The following is a 14,732-nucleotide window of genomic DNA, read 5'->3' as shown; positions in this document are numbered from 1 at the left end:
AGTCTCCCCTAGCGGAGTTTCGGGTCGAGGGCCTCGCGGACAACCTCACCGAGCATGACGAAGCTCAGCACGGCGGTGACGAGGAACGCGGAGGGGAAGAAGAGCAGGTACGGCGACGGCCGCAGGTACTGCTGCGCTTCGTTGATCATGATTCCCCAGGAGACCACCGGGTGCTTCAGGCCGATACCCAGGAAGGAGAGCGTGGCCTCGGCGCCGATGAACGAGCCGACCATGATCGTCCCGTACACGAGCAGCGGCGCCAGGCAGTTCGGCAGCAGGTGCTTGAGGATGATCCGGCCGGTGCTGGCGCCCATGGCCCGCGCGGCGACGATGTAGTCGGCCTCCTTGGTGGCCAGCACCGAGGAGCGCATCAGCCGCATGACCACCGGCCAGCCCAGCAGGACGAGGGACCCGATGACCAGGCCCTTGATCTGCCATTCGCTGTTGTCGGTGCCGGCACCGTTGAAGGTGGTCAGGATGACGATGGCGCCGAGCACGAACGGCAGGCCGAAGAAGATGTCGGCGACCCGGGAGAGCACGGCGTCAACCCAGCCGCCCCGGTAGCCGGCGATGATGCCCATGGTCCCGCCGATCAGCATGGTGCCCATCACCGAGAGCAGCGACACCACGATCGACGCGTTGGCGCCGTAGATCGTCCGGGCGAAGACGTCCCGGCCCTGCACGTCGTAGCCGAACCAGGCGTCGCCCGAGGGCTCCACCCGGCTGCGGGCCAGCACGCCGTTCTCGGGATCGCCCGAGGTGAACAGCGACGGGAAGACCGACATCAGCACGAAGAGCACGATCAAGGTGGCGGAGACCCAGAACAGCGGCTTGCGCCGCAGGTCCTGCCAGGCGTCGCCGAGCAGGCCGCGGGGCTTCTCGTTGCGGGCGTTCTCCGGCTGGCCCGGGGTCGCCGGCACCATCTGGGTCGGCTGCTCGTGTCGAGGGGTACTGACGATGGAAGCGGCGCTCGGGTCACTCATAGCGAATCCTCGGGTCCAGGGCGGCGTAGAGCAGGTCCACCAGCAGGTTCATCAGGAGATAGACGAGCACCAGTACCACCACGATGGAGACAACCGTAGCGCTCTCCTTGGTGACGATCGCCCGGAGGACCTGGCGGCCGATCCCGTTGATGCTGAAGATGCCCTCGGTGATGATCGCGCCACCCATCAGGGCGCCGAGGTCGGTGCCGAGCAGCGTCACCACCGGGATCAGGGAGTTGCGCAGCAGGTGGACGCCGACCACCCGGCGCATGGGCAGACCCTTGGCGATGGCGGTCCGCACGTAGTCGGCGCGGCGGTTCTCCGCGATGCTGGTGCGCGCCACCCGGGCGATGTACGCCATCGACGCGCTGCCGAGCACGAAGCCTGGGAGGATCAGTTCGGTGAAGCGCATCTCGGGCGACACCGTCGGGTGGACGATCTCCCACTGGACGCCGAAGAGCCACTGGAGCACGAAGCCGACGACGAAGACCGGCAGCGCGATGAGGAAGAGCGTCGAGACCAGGACCAGGTTGTCCAGGAAGCCGTTACGCCGGAGACCGCTCAGCACACCGGCGGTGAGACCGATGACCGCCTCGATGAGCAGGGCGACCGCGGCCAGCTTCAGAGTGTTGGGGTACGACGTCGCGATGATGTCGTTGACCGAGCGCCCGGACCAGGTCGAGCCGAAGTCCCCGTGGAAGAGGTCGTTCATGTAGATGGCGTACTGCACGAAAAACGGCTCGTTGAGATGGTATTTCTCAGTCATCATGGCGACGTAGTTATCCGGGCAGCCCCGATCACCGCACTTGCCGGCGAACGGATCACCGGGTACCGCCCAGACGAGCGCGTAGATCATTAACGTCGTACCGATGAACACCGGGACGAGTTGGAGCAGCCGTCTCAACAGATAACGGCCCATGGGGTGGTCCTCCAGACAGGGGGCGCGTCGGCGGCCGACACGTGGTGACAACGTTGCGAGGGAATGTTGTACACCCCCTCGCGGAACGGCCCAAGGTCGGGCTCACCGGTAGGCGAGCCCGACCCGGGGTCAGACCGTTCGGATCAGAGCTCGACCGAGGTGATGTCGAGCTCGCCGACGTTATTCAGCTCCATCTTCTTGATCTTCTGCGAGTGGCCGGACTGCTGGCCACCGAAGTAGATCGGCATCGTCGGGACGTCGGCGTCGATCTTCTCGACCGCCTTCGCGTACAGCTCGTGCGAGGCCTCGAGGCTCGGGGCGGCGGCGGCCTGCTTGGCCAGGGCGTCGACCTCGGGGTTGCTGTACAGACCGTCGTTCGAGGAACCGCCGGTCACGTAGAGCGGGTTGATCCAGTTCTCGACGTCCGGGTAGTCCTGCTGCCAGCCGGCGCGGTAGGCGCCGTCCATCTTGTGGGCGTTGATGTTCTGGCGGAAGACCGCGAAGGTCGGCACGCCGACGGCGACGGCCTCGATGCCCAGGTTGGTCTTGACCTGCTGCGCGACGGCCTCCATCCACTCCTTGTGGCTGGCGTCGGCGTTGTAGTACATCTTCATCTGGCCCTTGAAGCCGCCGGACTTGGCGTACAGCGCCTTGGCCTGCTCCAGGTTATACGTGCAAGCGGTGCAGTTGCCCGCCTTGGCGCCCGGGGTCAGCGGGTTGGCCCAGCTGTCGGCCGGCTTGCGGTTGCCGAAGAAGATCTTGTCGCTGATCTGCTGGCGGTCGATCGACATCGAGATCGCCCTACGCAGGTCCGCGTTCTTGAAGCGGGCGTCGTAGATCGGGAAGGCGATGATGCCGGTCACCGGGGTGGTGGAGGAGATGGCCCGGTCGCCCAGGTCGTTCTTCCAGTTGTCACCCGCGAGCGAGGAGACCGGGACCTGCTGCATGAAGTCCAGGTTGCCGGAGACCAGGTCGCTGTAGGCCCCCGTGTCGTCCTGGTAGATCTTGACGGTGACGTCCTTGATCTTCATCTGGTCGCGCAGGGAGTAGTCGTCGAACCGCGTCAGCTTGATCGCGACGTTGTTCTCCCAGGACACGAACTTGACCGGGCCGTTACCGATCGGCTTCTTGCCGAAGTCCTCCGCCTTGCCGGCGAAGAAGGCGTCCGGCAGCGGCATGAAGGTGCTGTAGCCGAGCTTGGTCGGGAACACGGCGGTCGGCGCGGCGAGCGTGACCTCGAAGTTCCAGTCGTCGACCACCTTCAGGCCGGTCATCTCCTTCTTGGCCGGCTCCGGGGCCTTCTTCGGGCCCTCGCCGTCCGGGTCGGAGGTGTTGACGTCCTCGAAGCCGGCGATGTCGGCGAAGAAGCTGGAGTTCTGCGCGCCGTTCGGCGAGTAGGCACCCCAGTTCCAGGCGTCCACGAAGTTCTTGGCCTTGACGACGGTGCCGTCGTGGAACTTCGTGTTCTGCTTGATCTTGATCTTGTAGAGCTTGGAGTCGGCCGTCTCGATCGACTCGGCCAGCGCGTTCTGCGGCGCGCCACCGTTGTTCGGGTACTCGACCAGGCCGGTGAACATCCAGTCGATGATCTGGCCGCCACCGGTCTCGGTGGTGTTCGCCGGAACCAGGGGGTTCTCCGGCTCCGTGCCGTCGACGACGATGCTGCCGTCAGCGCTCTTGACGGCGCCGCTGCCGTCGTCGTCGTTGGTGGAGCAGCCGGACGCGATGAGCGCGAACGCCGCGCCCACGGCGATGGCGCCGCTCGCCCGCTTCGAGACTCTCATTCCGAGGGGCCTCCTCTTTCTAACCTGGTTCGTCGTGGGTTTCACGCACGCATGGGGGGTGACGCCGCCAGTGACCCCGTGGCGCAGGTCGCCGGTACTACCGCAGAGAAATCGGGACACCCCAGGGGGACCGATCCGCCGGGCCACCGCACCTCTCGCGCTCGACACCGCGCAGGCTCGACGGCCACGAACCGCGTTGGAGGGCGGTGCCATGGTCAACGGGACGTACGGGGTGCCTCACGCCAGGGGTGAGGTGCTGCCACTGTGACACCCACCGGCCCATTACGTGAAGGTGCCGTTATCAAGCCGTTAGTTGCCCGCCACGTTGCCGATACCTGAGAGAAGATCATGAAGTGCCCTGGTCGTACCGCTCTGACCAGGTAAGACATCAAGGCATCGCATCGCCGCGCCACCCGTAGGCTGAGGACTTGTGAGCTTCCCCGCCTCCGCTCCAGCGCTCTCCGACGTCCACCGGGCGCTGGCCGTTTTCGCCCATCCGGATGATGTCGACTTCGGCTGCGCGGGCACGATAGCAGGCTGGGTGGAGGAGGGTGTGGAGGTCGCATACCTGATCGTCACCCGCGGCGACGCCGGCGGCTTCGACGACACCGCGCGCCACCGGATGCCCCTGGTACGCGAGGCCGAGCAGCGTGCCGCGGCGGCCGCCGTCGGGGTGACCCGGGTCGACTTCCTCGACGGGTACGCCGACGGCACCGTCGCGCCGACGCTCGACCTGCGCCGGGACGTCACCGCGGCCATCCGGCGATTCCGCCCCGACCGGGTGCTGACCAACTCGCCGCTGCGCCGGTGGGAGCATCTCTCCGGGCCGAGCCACCCCGACCACCTCGCCGTGGGCGAGGCCACCACCTGCGCCGTCTACCCGGACTCCCGCAACCCCTTCGCCCACCCCGAACTGCTCGCCGAGGGCCTCGAGCCGTGGGTGGTCCGGGAGATCTGGTACGCGGGCGGCCCCGCCCCGGACCACGCCGTCGACGTCACCGACCACGTCGATCGCAAGATCGCCGCGATGCGGGCGCACTCCTCGCAGACCGGTCGCCTGGACGTGGAGACCTGGGTACGCGACCGGCTCACCACGGTCGCCGACAACGCCGGGCTGCCGTCGGGCCGGCTGGCCGAGGCGTTCACCGTGCTACGCACCGAGTAGCACCCGCCGGCGCGCGGATCGAGCCAGCGGCCCGCCGGTCCCCCGAATCTGCCGCCCTTCAGACCAGCCGGCGATCCGCCGCCCAGCGGGACAGCTCGTACCGGTTGGACATCTGGAGCTTGCGCAGCACGTTGGACACGTGCGTCTCGACCGTCTTTATCGAGATGAACAGCTCCTTGGCGATCTCCTTGTACGCGTACCCCCGGGCGAGCAGGCGCAGCACCTCCCGCTCCCGGTTGGTGAGCTGGTCCAGCTCGGGATCGGCGACCGGAGCGTCCGGCCGGGCCGCGAAGGCGTCCAGCACGAACCCGGCCAACCGGGGGCTGAACACGGCGTCGCCGTCGGCCACCCGGCGGATCGCGGCGGTCAGCTCCTCCGGCGAGATGGTCTTGGTGACGTAGCCCCGGGCGCCGGCCCGGATCAGCCCGATCACGTCCTCGGCGGCGTCCGACACGCTCAGCGCCAGGAACCTGACCTGCGGGTGGGTACGCCGCATCGCGTCCAGCACCGCCCGGCCGCCCCCGTCGGGCATGTGCACGTCGAGCAGCACCACGTCGGGCTGGGCCGCGGCGATCCGGGTGACCGCCTCGGCCACCGTGCTCGCCTCCCCGACCACCTCGACGTGCGCGCCCAGCTCGGCCCGTACGCCCGCCCGGAACATGGCGTGGTCGTCGACGAGGAAGACCCGGAGCCGCTCCACCCGGGCATCCGCGCCCTCGGCCGGTTCCATCGACTGCTCCGCCATGGTCATCTGTCCCTCTCCGCCGTGGAGCCGTTACCGGTGATCGGCAGGATCAACCGGACCTCGGTTCCCTCTCCCGGCCCGGACCGGATCTCCGCCCGGCCGCCGTGCCGCTTCATCCGCCCGACGATCGATCCTCGTACGCCGTGCCGGTGATCCTCCACCGTATCCGGGTCGAAGCCCTTACCCCGATCCCGCACGAAGGCACTCACCTGCTCCGGCTCGACCTCGGCGTAGAGGGACACGGTCTGCACCCCGGCGTGCCGGGCCGCGTTGACCAGCGCTTCCCGGGCCGCGGCGACCAGCGCGCCGACCCGCTCGTCGGTCTCCCGGTCGCCCACCACCACCGTTTCGACGGTGATCGCGAAGGTGTCCTCCACCTCGGCGGCGGCCTGCTCCAGCGCGGCGGCGAAGCGTTCGGTGGGCGAGCCGGTGGGCTTGTAGAGCCAGTTACGCAGGGAGCGCTCCTGGCCCCGGGCCAGCCGCTGCACCGCCTTGACGTCGGTGGCGTTGCGCTGGATCAGGGCGAGGGTGTGCAGCACCTGGTCGTGGACCATGGCGGCCAGCTCGGCGCGCTCCTGCTCGCGTATGCGCCCCTCCCGCTCCGAGCGGAGCTGGTTGTACGTCCGCCACAGCACCGGGGCCGTCACCACGCCGACGCCGGCCAGCCCGACCAGCGCGAAGATCACGCCGTTGACCACCGCGTCGAAGTTCTGCGCCGGGGAGTAGACCGCCGCCACGCCGATGATGCCGACCGCGACCAGCACCCCGCCGCCGACGAAGCGGAGCACGAAGGCCCGCCGGTCGCTCTCCTCGACCACCGCGCCGAGCCAGGGCACCGGCATCGACTCGCCCCACTGGCGGCGGCGTTCCGGCGCGGACTGGTGCCAGATCACGCCGGCGCCCACCGCGATGATCGCAACCAGCCAGCCGGCGGTGCCCGTCGCGCCCACCGAGTCGAAGACCATCACCTGAACCAACAGCACGCCGAGCCCGATCAGCACGAACGGCAGCAGTTGGGAGAGGTCCCGCCGGGGCGGGGCGGTGGTGTCGCCGGGGCGCAGCGGGACCACCGCCCAGAAGGCGGCGTAGAGCAGCAGCCCCAGGCCGCTGAGGCCGAGCAGGACCATGAAGGCGACCCGTACCCGCAGCACCGGGATGCCGAGGTGGTCGGCGATACCGGCGGCCACGCCGGCGGCCAGCCGGTGCTCGGGTGCCCGGTAGAGGCGGGGCGGCTGGGTCGTCGCGGTGCTGATCTGAGGCTCCCCTGGTCAGGGCCGGTGCGGCGCGGGACGCCGGACGGTTCCGGCTGCGGCTCCGATCGTCACACGGGGCGACGCCCACCGGCCACGGGGACGCCCCGGACATTCGCGCCCCCGGGATCTCAGGGTGGGGTCAGGGTCGGGTCCGGAGGACGCTCAGGCGTCCGGCACAGCAGGATCGGAGCATGACCGAGGAAGCTGCCCCGCCGCCCCGCCCGTGGGCGACCGAGCCGGAGAGTCCGCAGCCCACCACCGCAGGCCCGGGCGCGCCGGGCCCGTGGGCGTCGAACCACGGCGGCGACCACACGCCGCCACCACCCGGGGGGTACGCTCCGCCGCCCTCCGGCGGCGCCGGCTTCACCTCGCGGTACGGGCTGGTCCGGCCGCGTGAGGGCCGCTACCTGGCTGGCGTCTGCGCGGCGATCGGCCGGGCCACCAACACCGACCCGGTGCTCTGGCGGGTGGTCCTCGCTGTGCTCGGCTTCTTCGGCGGCGTCGGCATCCTGCTCTACGTCGCGGCCCTGCTGGTCATCCCCGGCGAGGGCGACAGCGCCTCCCCGGTGGAGTCGATGCTCGGCCGGGGCCGGTCCAGCATGTCGCCGGTCACCGTCATCGTGTTGAGCATCCTGGTCGCGGTGATCTTCGGCTACATCGTCACCGACTCGTTCCGGGCCGTGCTGCTCGGCGCGGCGGCCCTCATCGGCGGCGCGCTGCTGCTCAACCGGGACGGCCGCACCCCGCCCGCCGGCGTCCCCGCCGGCCCACCGGCCCCGGCCACCGCGCCACCCGGCCCGGTGCCGCCGGTCAGCTACCCCGCGCCGGGCCTCTTCACCCCGGGGCAGCCGGTCCCGACCGGCCCACTCGCGCCGGCAGCGCCGCTGCCGGTGACCGTGCCGGCGGAGCGCGCCGCCGAGCTGTCCGCCTGGTCGCCCGCGCCACCCGGCGCCGAGCGGGGCGCGGAGACCGCGGCCTGGCCGGCCACGCCGGGGACCGCGGAGCCCGCGCCGGCCGCCTGGCCGTCCGGGTCACCGGCCGCCGAGCCGACCGCACCGGTTCCGGTGCCCCCGGTGGGGGCGGCCCTGCCGGCCGGCGGCTACCGCCCGCCGTTCGCGCCACGCGGCCCGTACGCCGGGCCACCCCTGCCGCCGCCGCCCCCGCCGCGGGTGAAGCCGCCGAAGCGGCCGCGCGAGCGGTCGGCGCTGGGCGCGGTCACCTTCTCGCTGATCTTCCTCGCCCTGGGCGTGGTGGCCATCCTGGACCTCCTGGACATCTTCCCGGTCGGCGCCGCGGCCTACTTCGCGGCGGCGCTGGCCACCATCGGTCTCGGGCTGCTGGTGGGCACCTGGTTCGGCCGGGCCCGCTGGCTGATCGCGCTGGGGCTGGTGACCGCGGCCGCGCTGGGCGTGGCCACCGTGACCGAGTCCTACGACCGGATCCGCGGCGTGGACGGGAACGTCACCTGGACCCCCACCGACCTCCACGGCCTGGCCACCCGGTACGAGAACAGCTTGGGCGACGCCACGCTGGACCTGCGCAGGCTCAACCTCGACAAGCGGACCACCGAGATCACCGTCGTGGTCAACTTCGGCAAGGCGACCATCGTGGTGCCGCCGAACGTGGACGTGACCACCGTGACCGACGTCAACGCCGGGGACGCCACGGTCTTCGGCCGGCGCTCGGGCGGGCTGGACGGCCGTTCCCAGGAAACCACCGACCTCGGCCTGGACGGGCCCGGCGGCGGCACGCTGCGCCTCAACGTCCACGTCAACGCCGGCAACCTGGAGGTGACCCGGTGAGGGTGCACCGCACGGATCTCGTCTCGCTCGCCTTCGGGCTGCTCTTCCTCGGGCTCTCCGTCTGGTGGCTGCTCGCCCAGATCCTCGGGCTCGCTCTGCCCCCGGTGGGCTGGTTCCTGGCCGGCGCACTGCTGGTCACAGGGCTGCTCGGCCTGATCGGCGCGCTGCGGTCGGGCCGGCACGACCGAAAGAAGCCGGCGGCCGCCGGGTCGGAGCAGACCGAGCCCGACCGCTCCGCCGCCAGCTGGCCGGGCCCGCCCGGTGGCCCGGTGGGCACCGCCGCCGACGGGTTCCCCGGGCCGGGTGACGCCCCGTTCGGGCACCGGGAGACGGCCGGGGTCCCGTTCGCCGAGCGGGAGACGCCCGAGGTCCGGTACACCGCCCCGCAGGACGAGGAGGCCACGCTTACCGGCCCGGAGGCGACCGACGCCCCGGCCGTCGAGCAGGAGACCGCGGAGGTCCGGCTCGCCGGACAGGAGACCGCGGAGGTCCGGCTCGCCGGTCCGGACGACGCCACGGCCCCGGTGTGGGGCCGGGACGGCACCAGCGACCGCTTTACCGGGTCGCAGACCCGGGCGATCGGCCCGGCCGGCGTGGCGGACGAGTGGCCCACGGCGGCGATCAGCGACCGACCCGCCGAGGCGGTCGAGGACCGGCCGGCCGACGCGCCGGACGGGTCGGCCCAGCCGTCGCCCGCCGCCCCGGTCACCGGCCCGCCCGCCGGGGAACGGCGGTCGCCCGACTGACCGCGGCGGTGCGGTCGCCGTCCACGGACTCGTATGCTGGCCGGTGGAGATCCCGCCTCCGCCGGCCGGCCCGTGCCGCCAGGCCTCGCCCACGGCCGAGCCGTCCGGTCACCGGTCCCGTCCGGGGCCGAGCGGACCAGGTCGCACGTGGCGGTCCCGCCGCGACAGCCCGTCTCTACCTCGTCAGGAGCCCGTCCGACATGACCCAGTCCCCCGCCGAGCGCACCCCCGGCCGGTCCGGTCCGGTCCGGATCGGCGAGCGCGCCGCCCGTACCCTCGTCACCGAGCTCGCCCGGCGTAACGACCCGAAGGCCGCTCTCCTGGTCGACGCGTCCCCCGAGTCCGCGGTGCTCGCCGCGGCGGTCGACGCGCTGCTGCCCGGCGACCGGCTCACCGTCGTCCCGGCCGAGACGGCCAGCGCCACCGCGCTGCGCGAGCACGTGACGGCCCAGGGCCGCTGGGTCGCCGACCGGGTACGCGTCCTCGACTCCCTCGCCGAGGCGGACGCCGCCGAGGTGGTCATCGCCGCCGAGCCGCTGACCGGCACTGCCGAACAGGCCCGGACGACCATCGACGGCCTGGCCAAGTATCTCAGCGAGGGCTCGGTGCTGAGCGTGGCCGCGCCGGTGTTCCGCACCGAGGGCGCCGCCGCCGAGCTGGACCGGCAGGGCGTGCTGCACGGGGTCGGCACCGACCTGGTGCTGCGCAACCAGCCGCCGGTGCGGGTGCACCGCCTGCGCTTCACCCCGGCCAGCGCCGCGCTCGCCGCCCGGCTGGCCCCGGCGCACCGCCCCTCCAGCGTGCCGCTGACCCGCGGCATGCACATCGACTCGAACGGCGTTGCGGCGGCCGGCATCGCCCTCGGCCTGGCCGCGGTGGCCCGGGTGGTGCGCCCGAAGTCCAAGCTCTGGCTGCTGCCGGCGTTGGCGGCCGGCCCGGTGGCCGCCTTCTTCCGAGACCCGGAGCGGGACGTCCCGGAGGACCCGTCGGCCGTGGTCGCGGCCGCTGACGGCCAGGTCCTCTCGGTGCAGCGGCTGCACGACGAGCGCTTCGGCGACGGCGAGTGGCTGCGCGTCGCGGTCTTCCTGTCGGTGCTGGACGTGCACGTCAACCGCGCACCGGTGCCCGGCAAGGTGGTCGACTACTTCGTCGCCGACGGCGGTTTCGTCAACGCGATGAAGCCGGACGCCGAGCACAACGTGGCCGCGTACACGGTGTTGGACACCGATCACGGCACGGTGGTGGTGGCGCAGCGCACCGGGCTGATCGCCCGGCGGATCGTGCAGCGGGCGCCGATCGGCGCGCTGCTGGCCCGGGGCGAGCGCTTCGGCCTGATCCGGTTCGGCTCGCGCACCGACGTCTACCTGCCTGCCGAGGCGGCGGAGCCGCTGGTGGGGCCGGGCGACAAGGTGGTCGGCGGGTCGACCGTCATCGCCCGCTGGCGCTGAGGAACGGCAGAGGGGGCGCCGCGGTCGCGGCGCCCCCTCTGCCTACGTACGGGCGGATCAGGCGGTGCGGCGCTGGTGCAACCAGAGCAGCGGGCCGCTGACCAGGTAGCCCACCACCACCAGGGCGAAGGTGAGCCGGATGTCGACCAACGCGCCGATCACCGGGGCCAGCCACAGCCACGGCGGCAGCTTGAGCAGCCGGGCGAGCTTCGCGTACGGGAAGCTGGAAACCATCGCGAAGGCCAGCAACGCCACCCCGGCGATCTGCACCACGGCGGGCAGCGGCAGGCCGATGGCGACCGTGAGGGCGAGCACCGCGGCCGCCATGGTCGTCGGCACCCCACAGAAGAACCGGCCGTCCTTCGGCGAGACGTTGAACCGGGCGAGCCGGATCGCGGCGCAGGCCGCGACGAGGGCCGCGGCCACCGCGGCGGCCGCGGTGGGGGCCGACCCGGCCAGCGAGGCGTAGACCACCACGGGGGCAGCCAGGCCGAACGAGCACATGTCGGCCAGCGAGTCCATCTGGGCGCCGAACGGGCTGGCCACGCCGAGCTTGCGGGCGAGCGCGCCGTCGAGGCCGTCGAAGGCGACGCAGGCGATCAGCAGGAGCGCGGCCACCCGGGCCTGGCCGGCCATGGCCACGAAGATGGCGTTGATGCCGATCACCAGGCTGGCCAGGGTGCAGGCGTTGACCAGCGCGAACTTCATCCGGCGCGACGCGGTGCGCTCGCCGGGGAGCAGCGGGATCGACATCGCGGGCGAGTCGTCGACCGGCGAGGTGGGGGCGAGGGCGGGGCTCACCGGCATGACCGCCTCGACCTCGGCGCGACCCAAGCGGTCGAGGCCATACCGGCGACGGGGCCGGTCGACGAGGCGCTCGGGGAGCACCAGGTCGGTGCCGATACGCGGGTCGCCGTCGCGGCGGCCCACCCGGACCAGCAGCACCTGGCGGGCGAACGTGCTGCTGCGGCGCAACGGGCCCGCCCAGCGACGCCCTGCGGGGCGCGGACTGTCAGTCGTACGACGCCGGCGCCATGGGGCTCTCGGCACGTTTCCTCCATCACCGGATCGGCTGACCGCCCACGGGGGCGGGTGTCCGGCTGTCTCGTTGCCGGACCGCTCTTGGCCCGGCAGCCCGTTCAAGCGGAGTACACCATTGCACAGGGAAGCGGTGATTGGCGATAGCTGTCGGCGGTACTTATATCTCCGTCAAGCCGCGCAAACCGCTGCCTTGTTCCCATCTCGGGCCTCATCGCCCGTTTCCTCCGCCAGCCCCACGTCCGACTGTACCGGAGCGCCCCACCCTCGGCCCGGTGAGCGGGTGCTATCGGCTCCGGCGTCCCGTTGCCAGCGCGGCGACCTCGGTCAGCGACAGCCTCTCCACCTGCACGGACGTGAACCAGCCGGCCTCGGCCGTCGACCCGCCGGCCAGCTCGGTCACCACCGGCTCGGTGGGCGCGGAGACCACCACCCGGTAGACCACCCGGACGGCGTGCCAGTCCAGCGGGCGCCCCTCCGGGCCGAGCGCGGCGGGGTTGTGCAGATTGTCGACCGTCACCAGGTCGACAACCGTCCCGAGCTGCCCGGACTCCTCCACCAGCTCGCGCAGGAGCCCGGCGGCCGGCTGCTCGCCGTGATCCGTGCCACCCCCGGGTAGGTGCCACCGGCCGGCACCCGGATAGCCGGGTGCGATCCGAGTCAGCAGGATCCGGCCCGCCGGGTCGGTGACCAGCCCGTACGCGGCGAAGCGCTGTCGCCGGTCGGCCGGCGGGGCGGCGGCCTGCCCGGCCGGCAGGACGCCCGGCAGGACGCCCGGCAGGTCGGCCGGCAAGGGCGTGACGGGAAGACCGAGCAGTTCGGCGGTGAACGGCATCAGCGGCACGGCCGCCGCCTCCTCCGGCGTGCACCAGGCCAGCTCGTCGCTGCCGCCGGCCGGCTCCGGGCGGAGCTCACCGCCGCGTGTCCGGACGTCGAAGATCAGCCGGTCGGTGTGCACGGCGACGCCGGTGGCAGGGAAGGTGGTGACGTCGGCCAGGGCGGCCCGCACCCCGGTCACCTCGACAACCAGCCCGGTCTCCTCGGCGAACTCGCGGACCACCGCGCGCGCCGGGTGCTCCGCATGCTCGACGCCGCCCCCCGGCAGCTGCCACACCCCCGGAAACGGGCAGGACGCCGCTCCCCGAGCCAGCAGCACCCGCCCGCCGGCCCCCCGCAGCACCCCGTACGCCCCCACCCTCCGCCGCCGCTGCAACCCCACCACTCCCCGCCGTCCGGCCGCCACCACGTCGATCATGACGTTAGCGGCAGCCGGGGCGCGGTATCAGGTGGTCGGCCCCGTGGTCGACGGCGGGGCTGCGCGGGAGGGGCGGGTGGGTCAGGTCAGGCGGGCGGCCTGGACGGCTTCGGCGGTGACCTCGGTGAGGCGGTCGGTGGGGAGTGCGCCCAGCTCCTCACGGGCGAACCAGCGGGCCTCGCAGGTCGAGCCGCCCACGTCGGCGACGGTGGGCGGGGCCGGCTTGTCGACCACCACCCGGTAGAAGGCGCGCACCCCGTGCCAGTCGATCGGGTAGCCCTCGGGGCCGAGCGAGGCGGCGTCCCGGTGGCTGGCCACGCCGAGCAACTCGACCAGGCGACCGGTCTGGCCGGTTTCCTCCACCAGTTCCCGGATCAGCGCGGCGCCGGGCTGCTCGCCGTAGTCCGTGCCGCCGCCGGGCAGATGCCAGCAGCCGGCCCCCGGGTACCCGTCGGAGACCCGGGTCAGCAGCACCCGGTCGTCGGGGTCGGTCACCACCGCGTAGGCGGCGAAGCGCTGCGCCCGGTGCAGGCCGTCCGGCCCGGGCACGGCGTAGAAGGAGGGGAACTCCGGCGGCTCGTCCGGGACGATGTCGGCGGAGGAGGCGGCCAGGCCGAGGGCGCGCGCGGTGAACGAGCGCAGCGGCAGCTCGCGGGCCTCTTCGAGGGTGTACCAGCGGGCCAGGTCGGTGGGGCGCTCGACCCGGTCGGTGAGCGTTCCGCCGCGCACCGAGACCCGGTAGAGCAGGCGGTCGGTGTGGATGGTGATGCCCCGCTCGGGCAGGGCCCGCATGTCGGCGAGGACGTCCTCCAGTGCGGAGACGGCGACCGAGAGCCCGGTCTCGGCGGCGGTCTCCCGGACGACGGTGTGCTTCGGGTCCTCGCCGTGGTCGACCGCCCCGCCGGGCAGGGACCACACTCCGGGGGTGCCGGAGCGCTCCGACGCGCGGACCAGCAACACCCGGTCGACTGAATCAGCACAGACTGCGTATGCCGCGATCCTGCGGAGCGGCTCCAGCAAGGTGGTCACGGAGCCAAATTCTCCCAGCCCACGGTTACCTGTATCGAAAAGAGTCAGATTCCTGACTCAGCGCTGGCAGGTCAGGGGCCGGTCAGGGTAAGGATCCGGGCGACCACCGAGGTCGCCCGACCGCCCCGCGCGGAACGTGGAGACATGACCTCGACGACCCCACCCCAGGCCCCGTACAAGCAGCTCCGCCGACCCACCACCGACCGGATGGTGGCCGGCGTCGCCAGCGGCCTCGGCCGCTACTTCGCCGTCGACCCCACCCTGGTCCGGGTGGTCTTCGCCGTGGCGACCCTGCTCACCGGCGGAATCGCCGCGCTGGCGTACCCGATCATGTGGTTCCTGATGCCGGAGGAGCCGGCGGGCGCGCCCGCCTGGCCGCACCCGGCGGGCGCCGCGCCCCAGGCCGGCCCGGCAACCACGCCGACCCCGGCGCCGCAGCCGGCCCCGTACCCGTGGCCGAGCGCGACCGCGCAGCCCGGCCAGCCCACCGAGTCGGTCCCGGCCCCGCGGCCGGAGCCGGAGCCCCGTCCGGCGCCTGCGCCGCCGACCGCGTGAGCCGCTCGGC

General features: G+C 72.5%; 13 protein-coding genes. 5 read left to right on the top strand and 8 right to left on the bottom strand.

Going from position 1 to position 14,732, the window contains the following annotated elements; translation table 11 throughout:
- Positions 1 to 8: 8 nt before the first annotated feature.
- From ABZ807_RS15930 to ABZ807_RS15920, 3 genes are all read right to left on the bottom strand, one after another.
- On the bottom strand, positions 9 to 983 hold the full coding sequence (locus ABZ807_RS15930) for an ABC transporter permease (protein WP_357157472.1): 975 nt from the start codon (positions 981 to 983) through the stop codon (positions 9 to 11).
- Positions 976 to 1,902: an ABC transporter permease gene (locus ABZ807_RS15925; protein WP_357157469.1), complete on the bottom strand. Its 927-nt coding sequence runs from the start codon at positions 1,900 to 1,902 to the stop codon at positions 976 to 978. Before ABZ807_RS15925 ends, ABZ807_RS15930 begins: the two co-directional genes overlap by 8 nt.
- Before the next feature lie 143 nt (positions 1,903 to 2,045).
- Entirely contained in the window at positions 2,046 to 3,686 is a 1,641-nt protein-coding gene (locus ABZ807_RS15920) for an ABC transporter substrate-binding protein (RefSeq protein ID WP_357157466.1), read from the bottom strand.
- Between the two features lie 430 nt (positions 3,687 to 4,116).
- Here ABZ807_RS15920 and ABZ807_RS15915 point away from each other — a divergent pair, with 430 nt between their 5' ends.
- Positions 4,117 to 4,851 carry a PIG-L deacetylase family protein gene (locus ABZ807_RS15915; protein WP_357157463.1) on the top strand — a complete coding sequence of 245 codons (735 nt, stop codon included), beginning with the start codon at positions 4,117 to 4,119 and terminating at the stop codon, positions 4,849 to 4,851.
- Positions 4,852 to 4,909: 58 nt separating this feature from the next.
- On the opposite strand, the gene ABZ807_RS15910 is transcribed toward ABZ807_RS15915, so the two are convergent.
- Positions 4,910 to 5,596 carry a response regulator transcription factor gene (locus tag ABZ807_RS15910; RefSeq protein WP_357157871.1) on the bottom strand — a complete coding sequence of 229 codons (687 nt, stop codon included), beginning with the start codon at positions 5,594 to 5,596 and terminating at the stop codon, positions 4,910 to 4,912.
- A 2-nt stretch (positions 5,597 to 5,598) separates the two neighbouring features.
- Positions 5,599 to 6,849 (bottom strand): PspC domain-containing protein, encoded by a 1,251-nt coding sequence (locus ABZ807_RS15905; protein ID WP_357157868.1) that lies wholly within the window; start codon positions 6,847 to 6,849, stop codon positions 5,599 to 5,601.
- Positions 6,850 to 7,040: 191 nt separating this feature from the next.
- On the opposite strand from ABZ807_RS15905, the gene ABZ807_RS15900 reads away from it, so the two are divergent.
- The 3 genes from ABZ807_RS15900 (at position 7,041) to ABZ807_RS15890 (ending at position 10,845) form a co-directional block, all read left to right on the top strand.
- Complete coding sequence (locus tag ABZ807_RS15900) at positions 7,041 to 8,651, top strand: PspC domain-containing protein (protein ID WP_357157460.1); 1,611 nt, start codon at positions 7,041 to 7,043, stop codon at positions 8,649 to 8,651.
- Positions 8,648 to 9,397 (top strand): hypothetical protein, encoded by a 750-nt coding sequence (locus ABZ807_RS15895; RefSeq protein ID WP_357157909.1) that lies wholly within the window; start codon positions 8,648 to 8,650, stop codon positions 9,395 to 9,397. The genes ABZ807_RS15900 and ABZ807_RS15895 overlap by 4 nt, the downstream gene beginning before the upstream one ends.
- 200 nt (positions 9,398 to 9,597) lie before the next feature.
- Positions 9,598 to 10,845, top strand: coding sequence for a phosphatidylserine decarboxylase (locus ABZ807_RS15890; RefSeq protein ID WP_357157457.1), 1,248 nt, complete (start codon positions 9,598 to 9,600; stop codon positions 10,843 to 10,845).
- A 57-nt stretch (positions 10,846 to 10,902) separates the two neighbouring features.
- Here ABZ807_RS15890 and ABZ807_RS15885 read toward each other — a convergent pair whose 3' ends face one another.
- The 3 genes from ABZ807_RS15885 to ABZ807_RS15875 form a co-directional block, all read right to left on the bottom strand.
- Complete coding sequence (locus tag ABZ807_RS15885; RefSeq protein WP_357157454.1) at positions 10,903 to 11,820, bottom strand: CDP-alcohol phosphatidyltransferase family protein; 918 nt, start codon at positions 11,818 to 11,820, stop codon at positions 10,903 to 10,905.
- A 349-nt stretch (positions 11,821 to 12,169) separates the two neighbouring features.
- Positions 12,170 to 13,096 (bottom strand): NUDIX domain-containing protein, encoded by a 927-nt coding sequence (locus ABZ807_RS15880; RefSeq protein ID WP_357157865.1) that lies wholly within the window; start codon positions 13,094 to 13,096, stop codon positions 12,170 to 12,172.
- Between the two features lie 123 nt (positions 13,097 to 13,219).
- The gene (locus ABZ807_RS15875; RefSeq protein WP_357157451.1) at positions 13,220 to 14,167 is read right to left on the bottom strand and encodes an NUDIX hydrolase; all 948 of its coding nucleotides are present in this window, start codon (positions 14,165 to 14,167) and stop codon (positions 13,220 to 13,222) included.
- A gap of 144 nt (positions 14,168 to 14,311) precedes the next feature.
- Here ABZ807_RS15875 and ABZ807_RS15870 point away from each other — a divergent pair, with 144 nt between their 5' ends.
- Complete coding sequence (locus ABZ807_RS15870; protein WP_357157448.1) at positions 14,312 to 14,722, top strand: PspC domain-containing protein; 411 nt, start codon at positions 14,312 to 14,314, stop codon at positions 14,720 to 14,722.
- Positions 14,723 to 14,732: the final 10 nt, after the last annotated feature.

This window comes from Micromonospora sp. NPDC047548, from assembly GCF_040642975.1.
Lineage (GTDB): Bacteria > Actinomycetota > Actinomycetes > Mycobacteriales > Micromonosporaceae > Micromonospora.
The sequence above is the reverse complement of the archived record's forward strand: the minus strand, read 5'-3'. Positions and strand labels throughout refer to the sequence as shown.

Excerpts from the sequence above, each read along its gene's own strand:
- ABZ807_RS15920 (WP_357157466.1), bottom strand. The coding sequence starts at position 3,686 with ATGAGAGTCTCGAAGCGGGCGAGCGGCGCCATCGCCGTGGGCGCGGCG.
- ABZ807_RS15910 (WP_357157871.1), bottom strand. The coding sequence starts at position 5,596 with ATGGCGGAGCAGTCGATGGAACCGGCCGAGGGCGCGGATGCCCGGGTG.
- ABZ807_RS15890 (WP_357157457.1), top strand. The coding sequence starts at position 9,598 with ATGACCCAGTCCCCCGCCGAGCGCACCCCCGGCCGGTCCGGTCCGGTC.
- ABZ807_RS15925 (WP_357157469.1), bottom strand. The coding sequence starts at position 1,902 with ATGGGCCGTTATCTGTTGAGACGGCTGCTCCAACTCGTCCCGGTGTTC.
- ABZ807_RS15900 (WP_357157460.1), top strand. The coding sequence starts at position 7,041 with ATGACCGAGGAAGCTGCCCCGCCGCCCCGCCCGTGGGCGACCGAGCCG.
- ABZ807_RS15930 (WP_357157472.1), bottom strand. The coding sequence starts at position 983 with ATGAGTGACCCGAGCGCCGCTTCCATCGTCAGTACCCCTCGACACGAG.
- ABZ807_RS15870 (WP_357157448.1), top strand. The coding sequence starts at position 14,312 with ATGACCTCGACGACCCCACCCCAGGCCCCGTACAAGCAGCTCCGCCGA.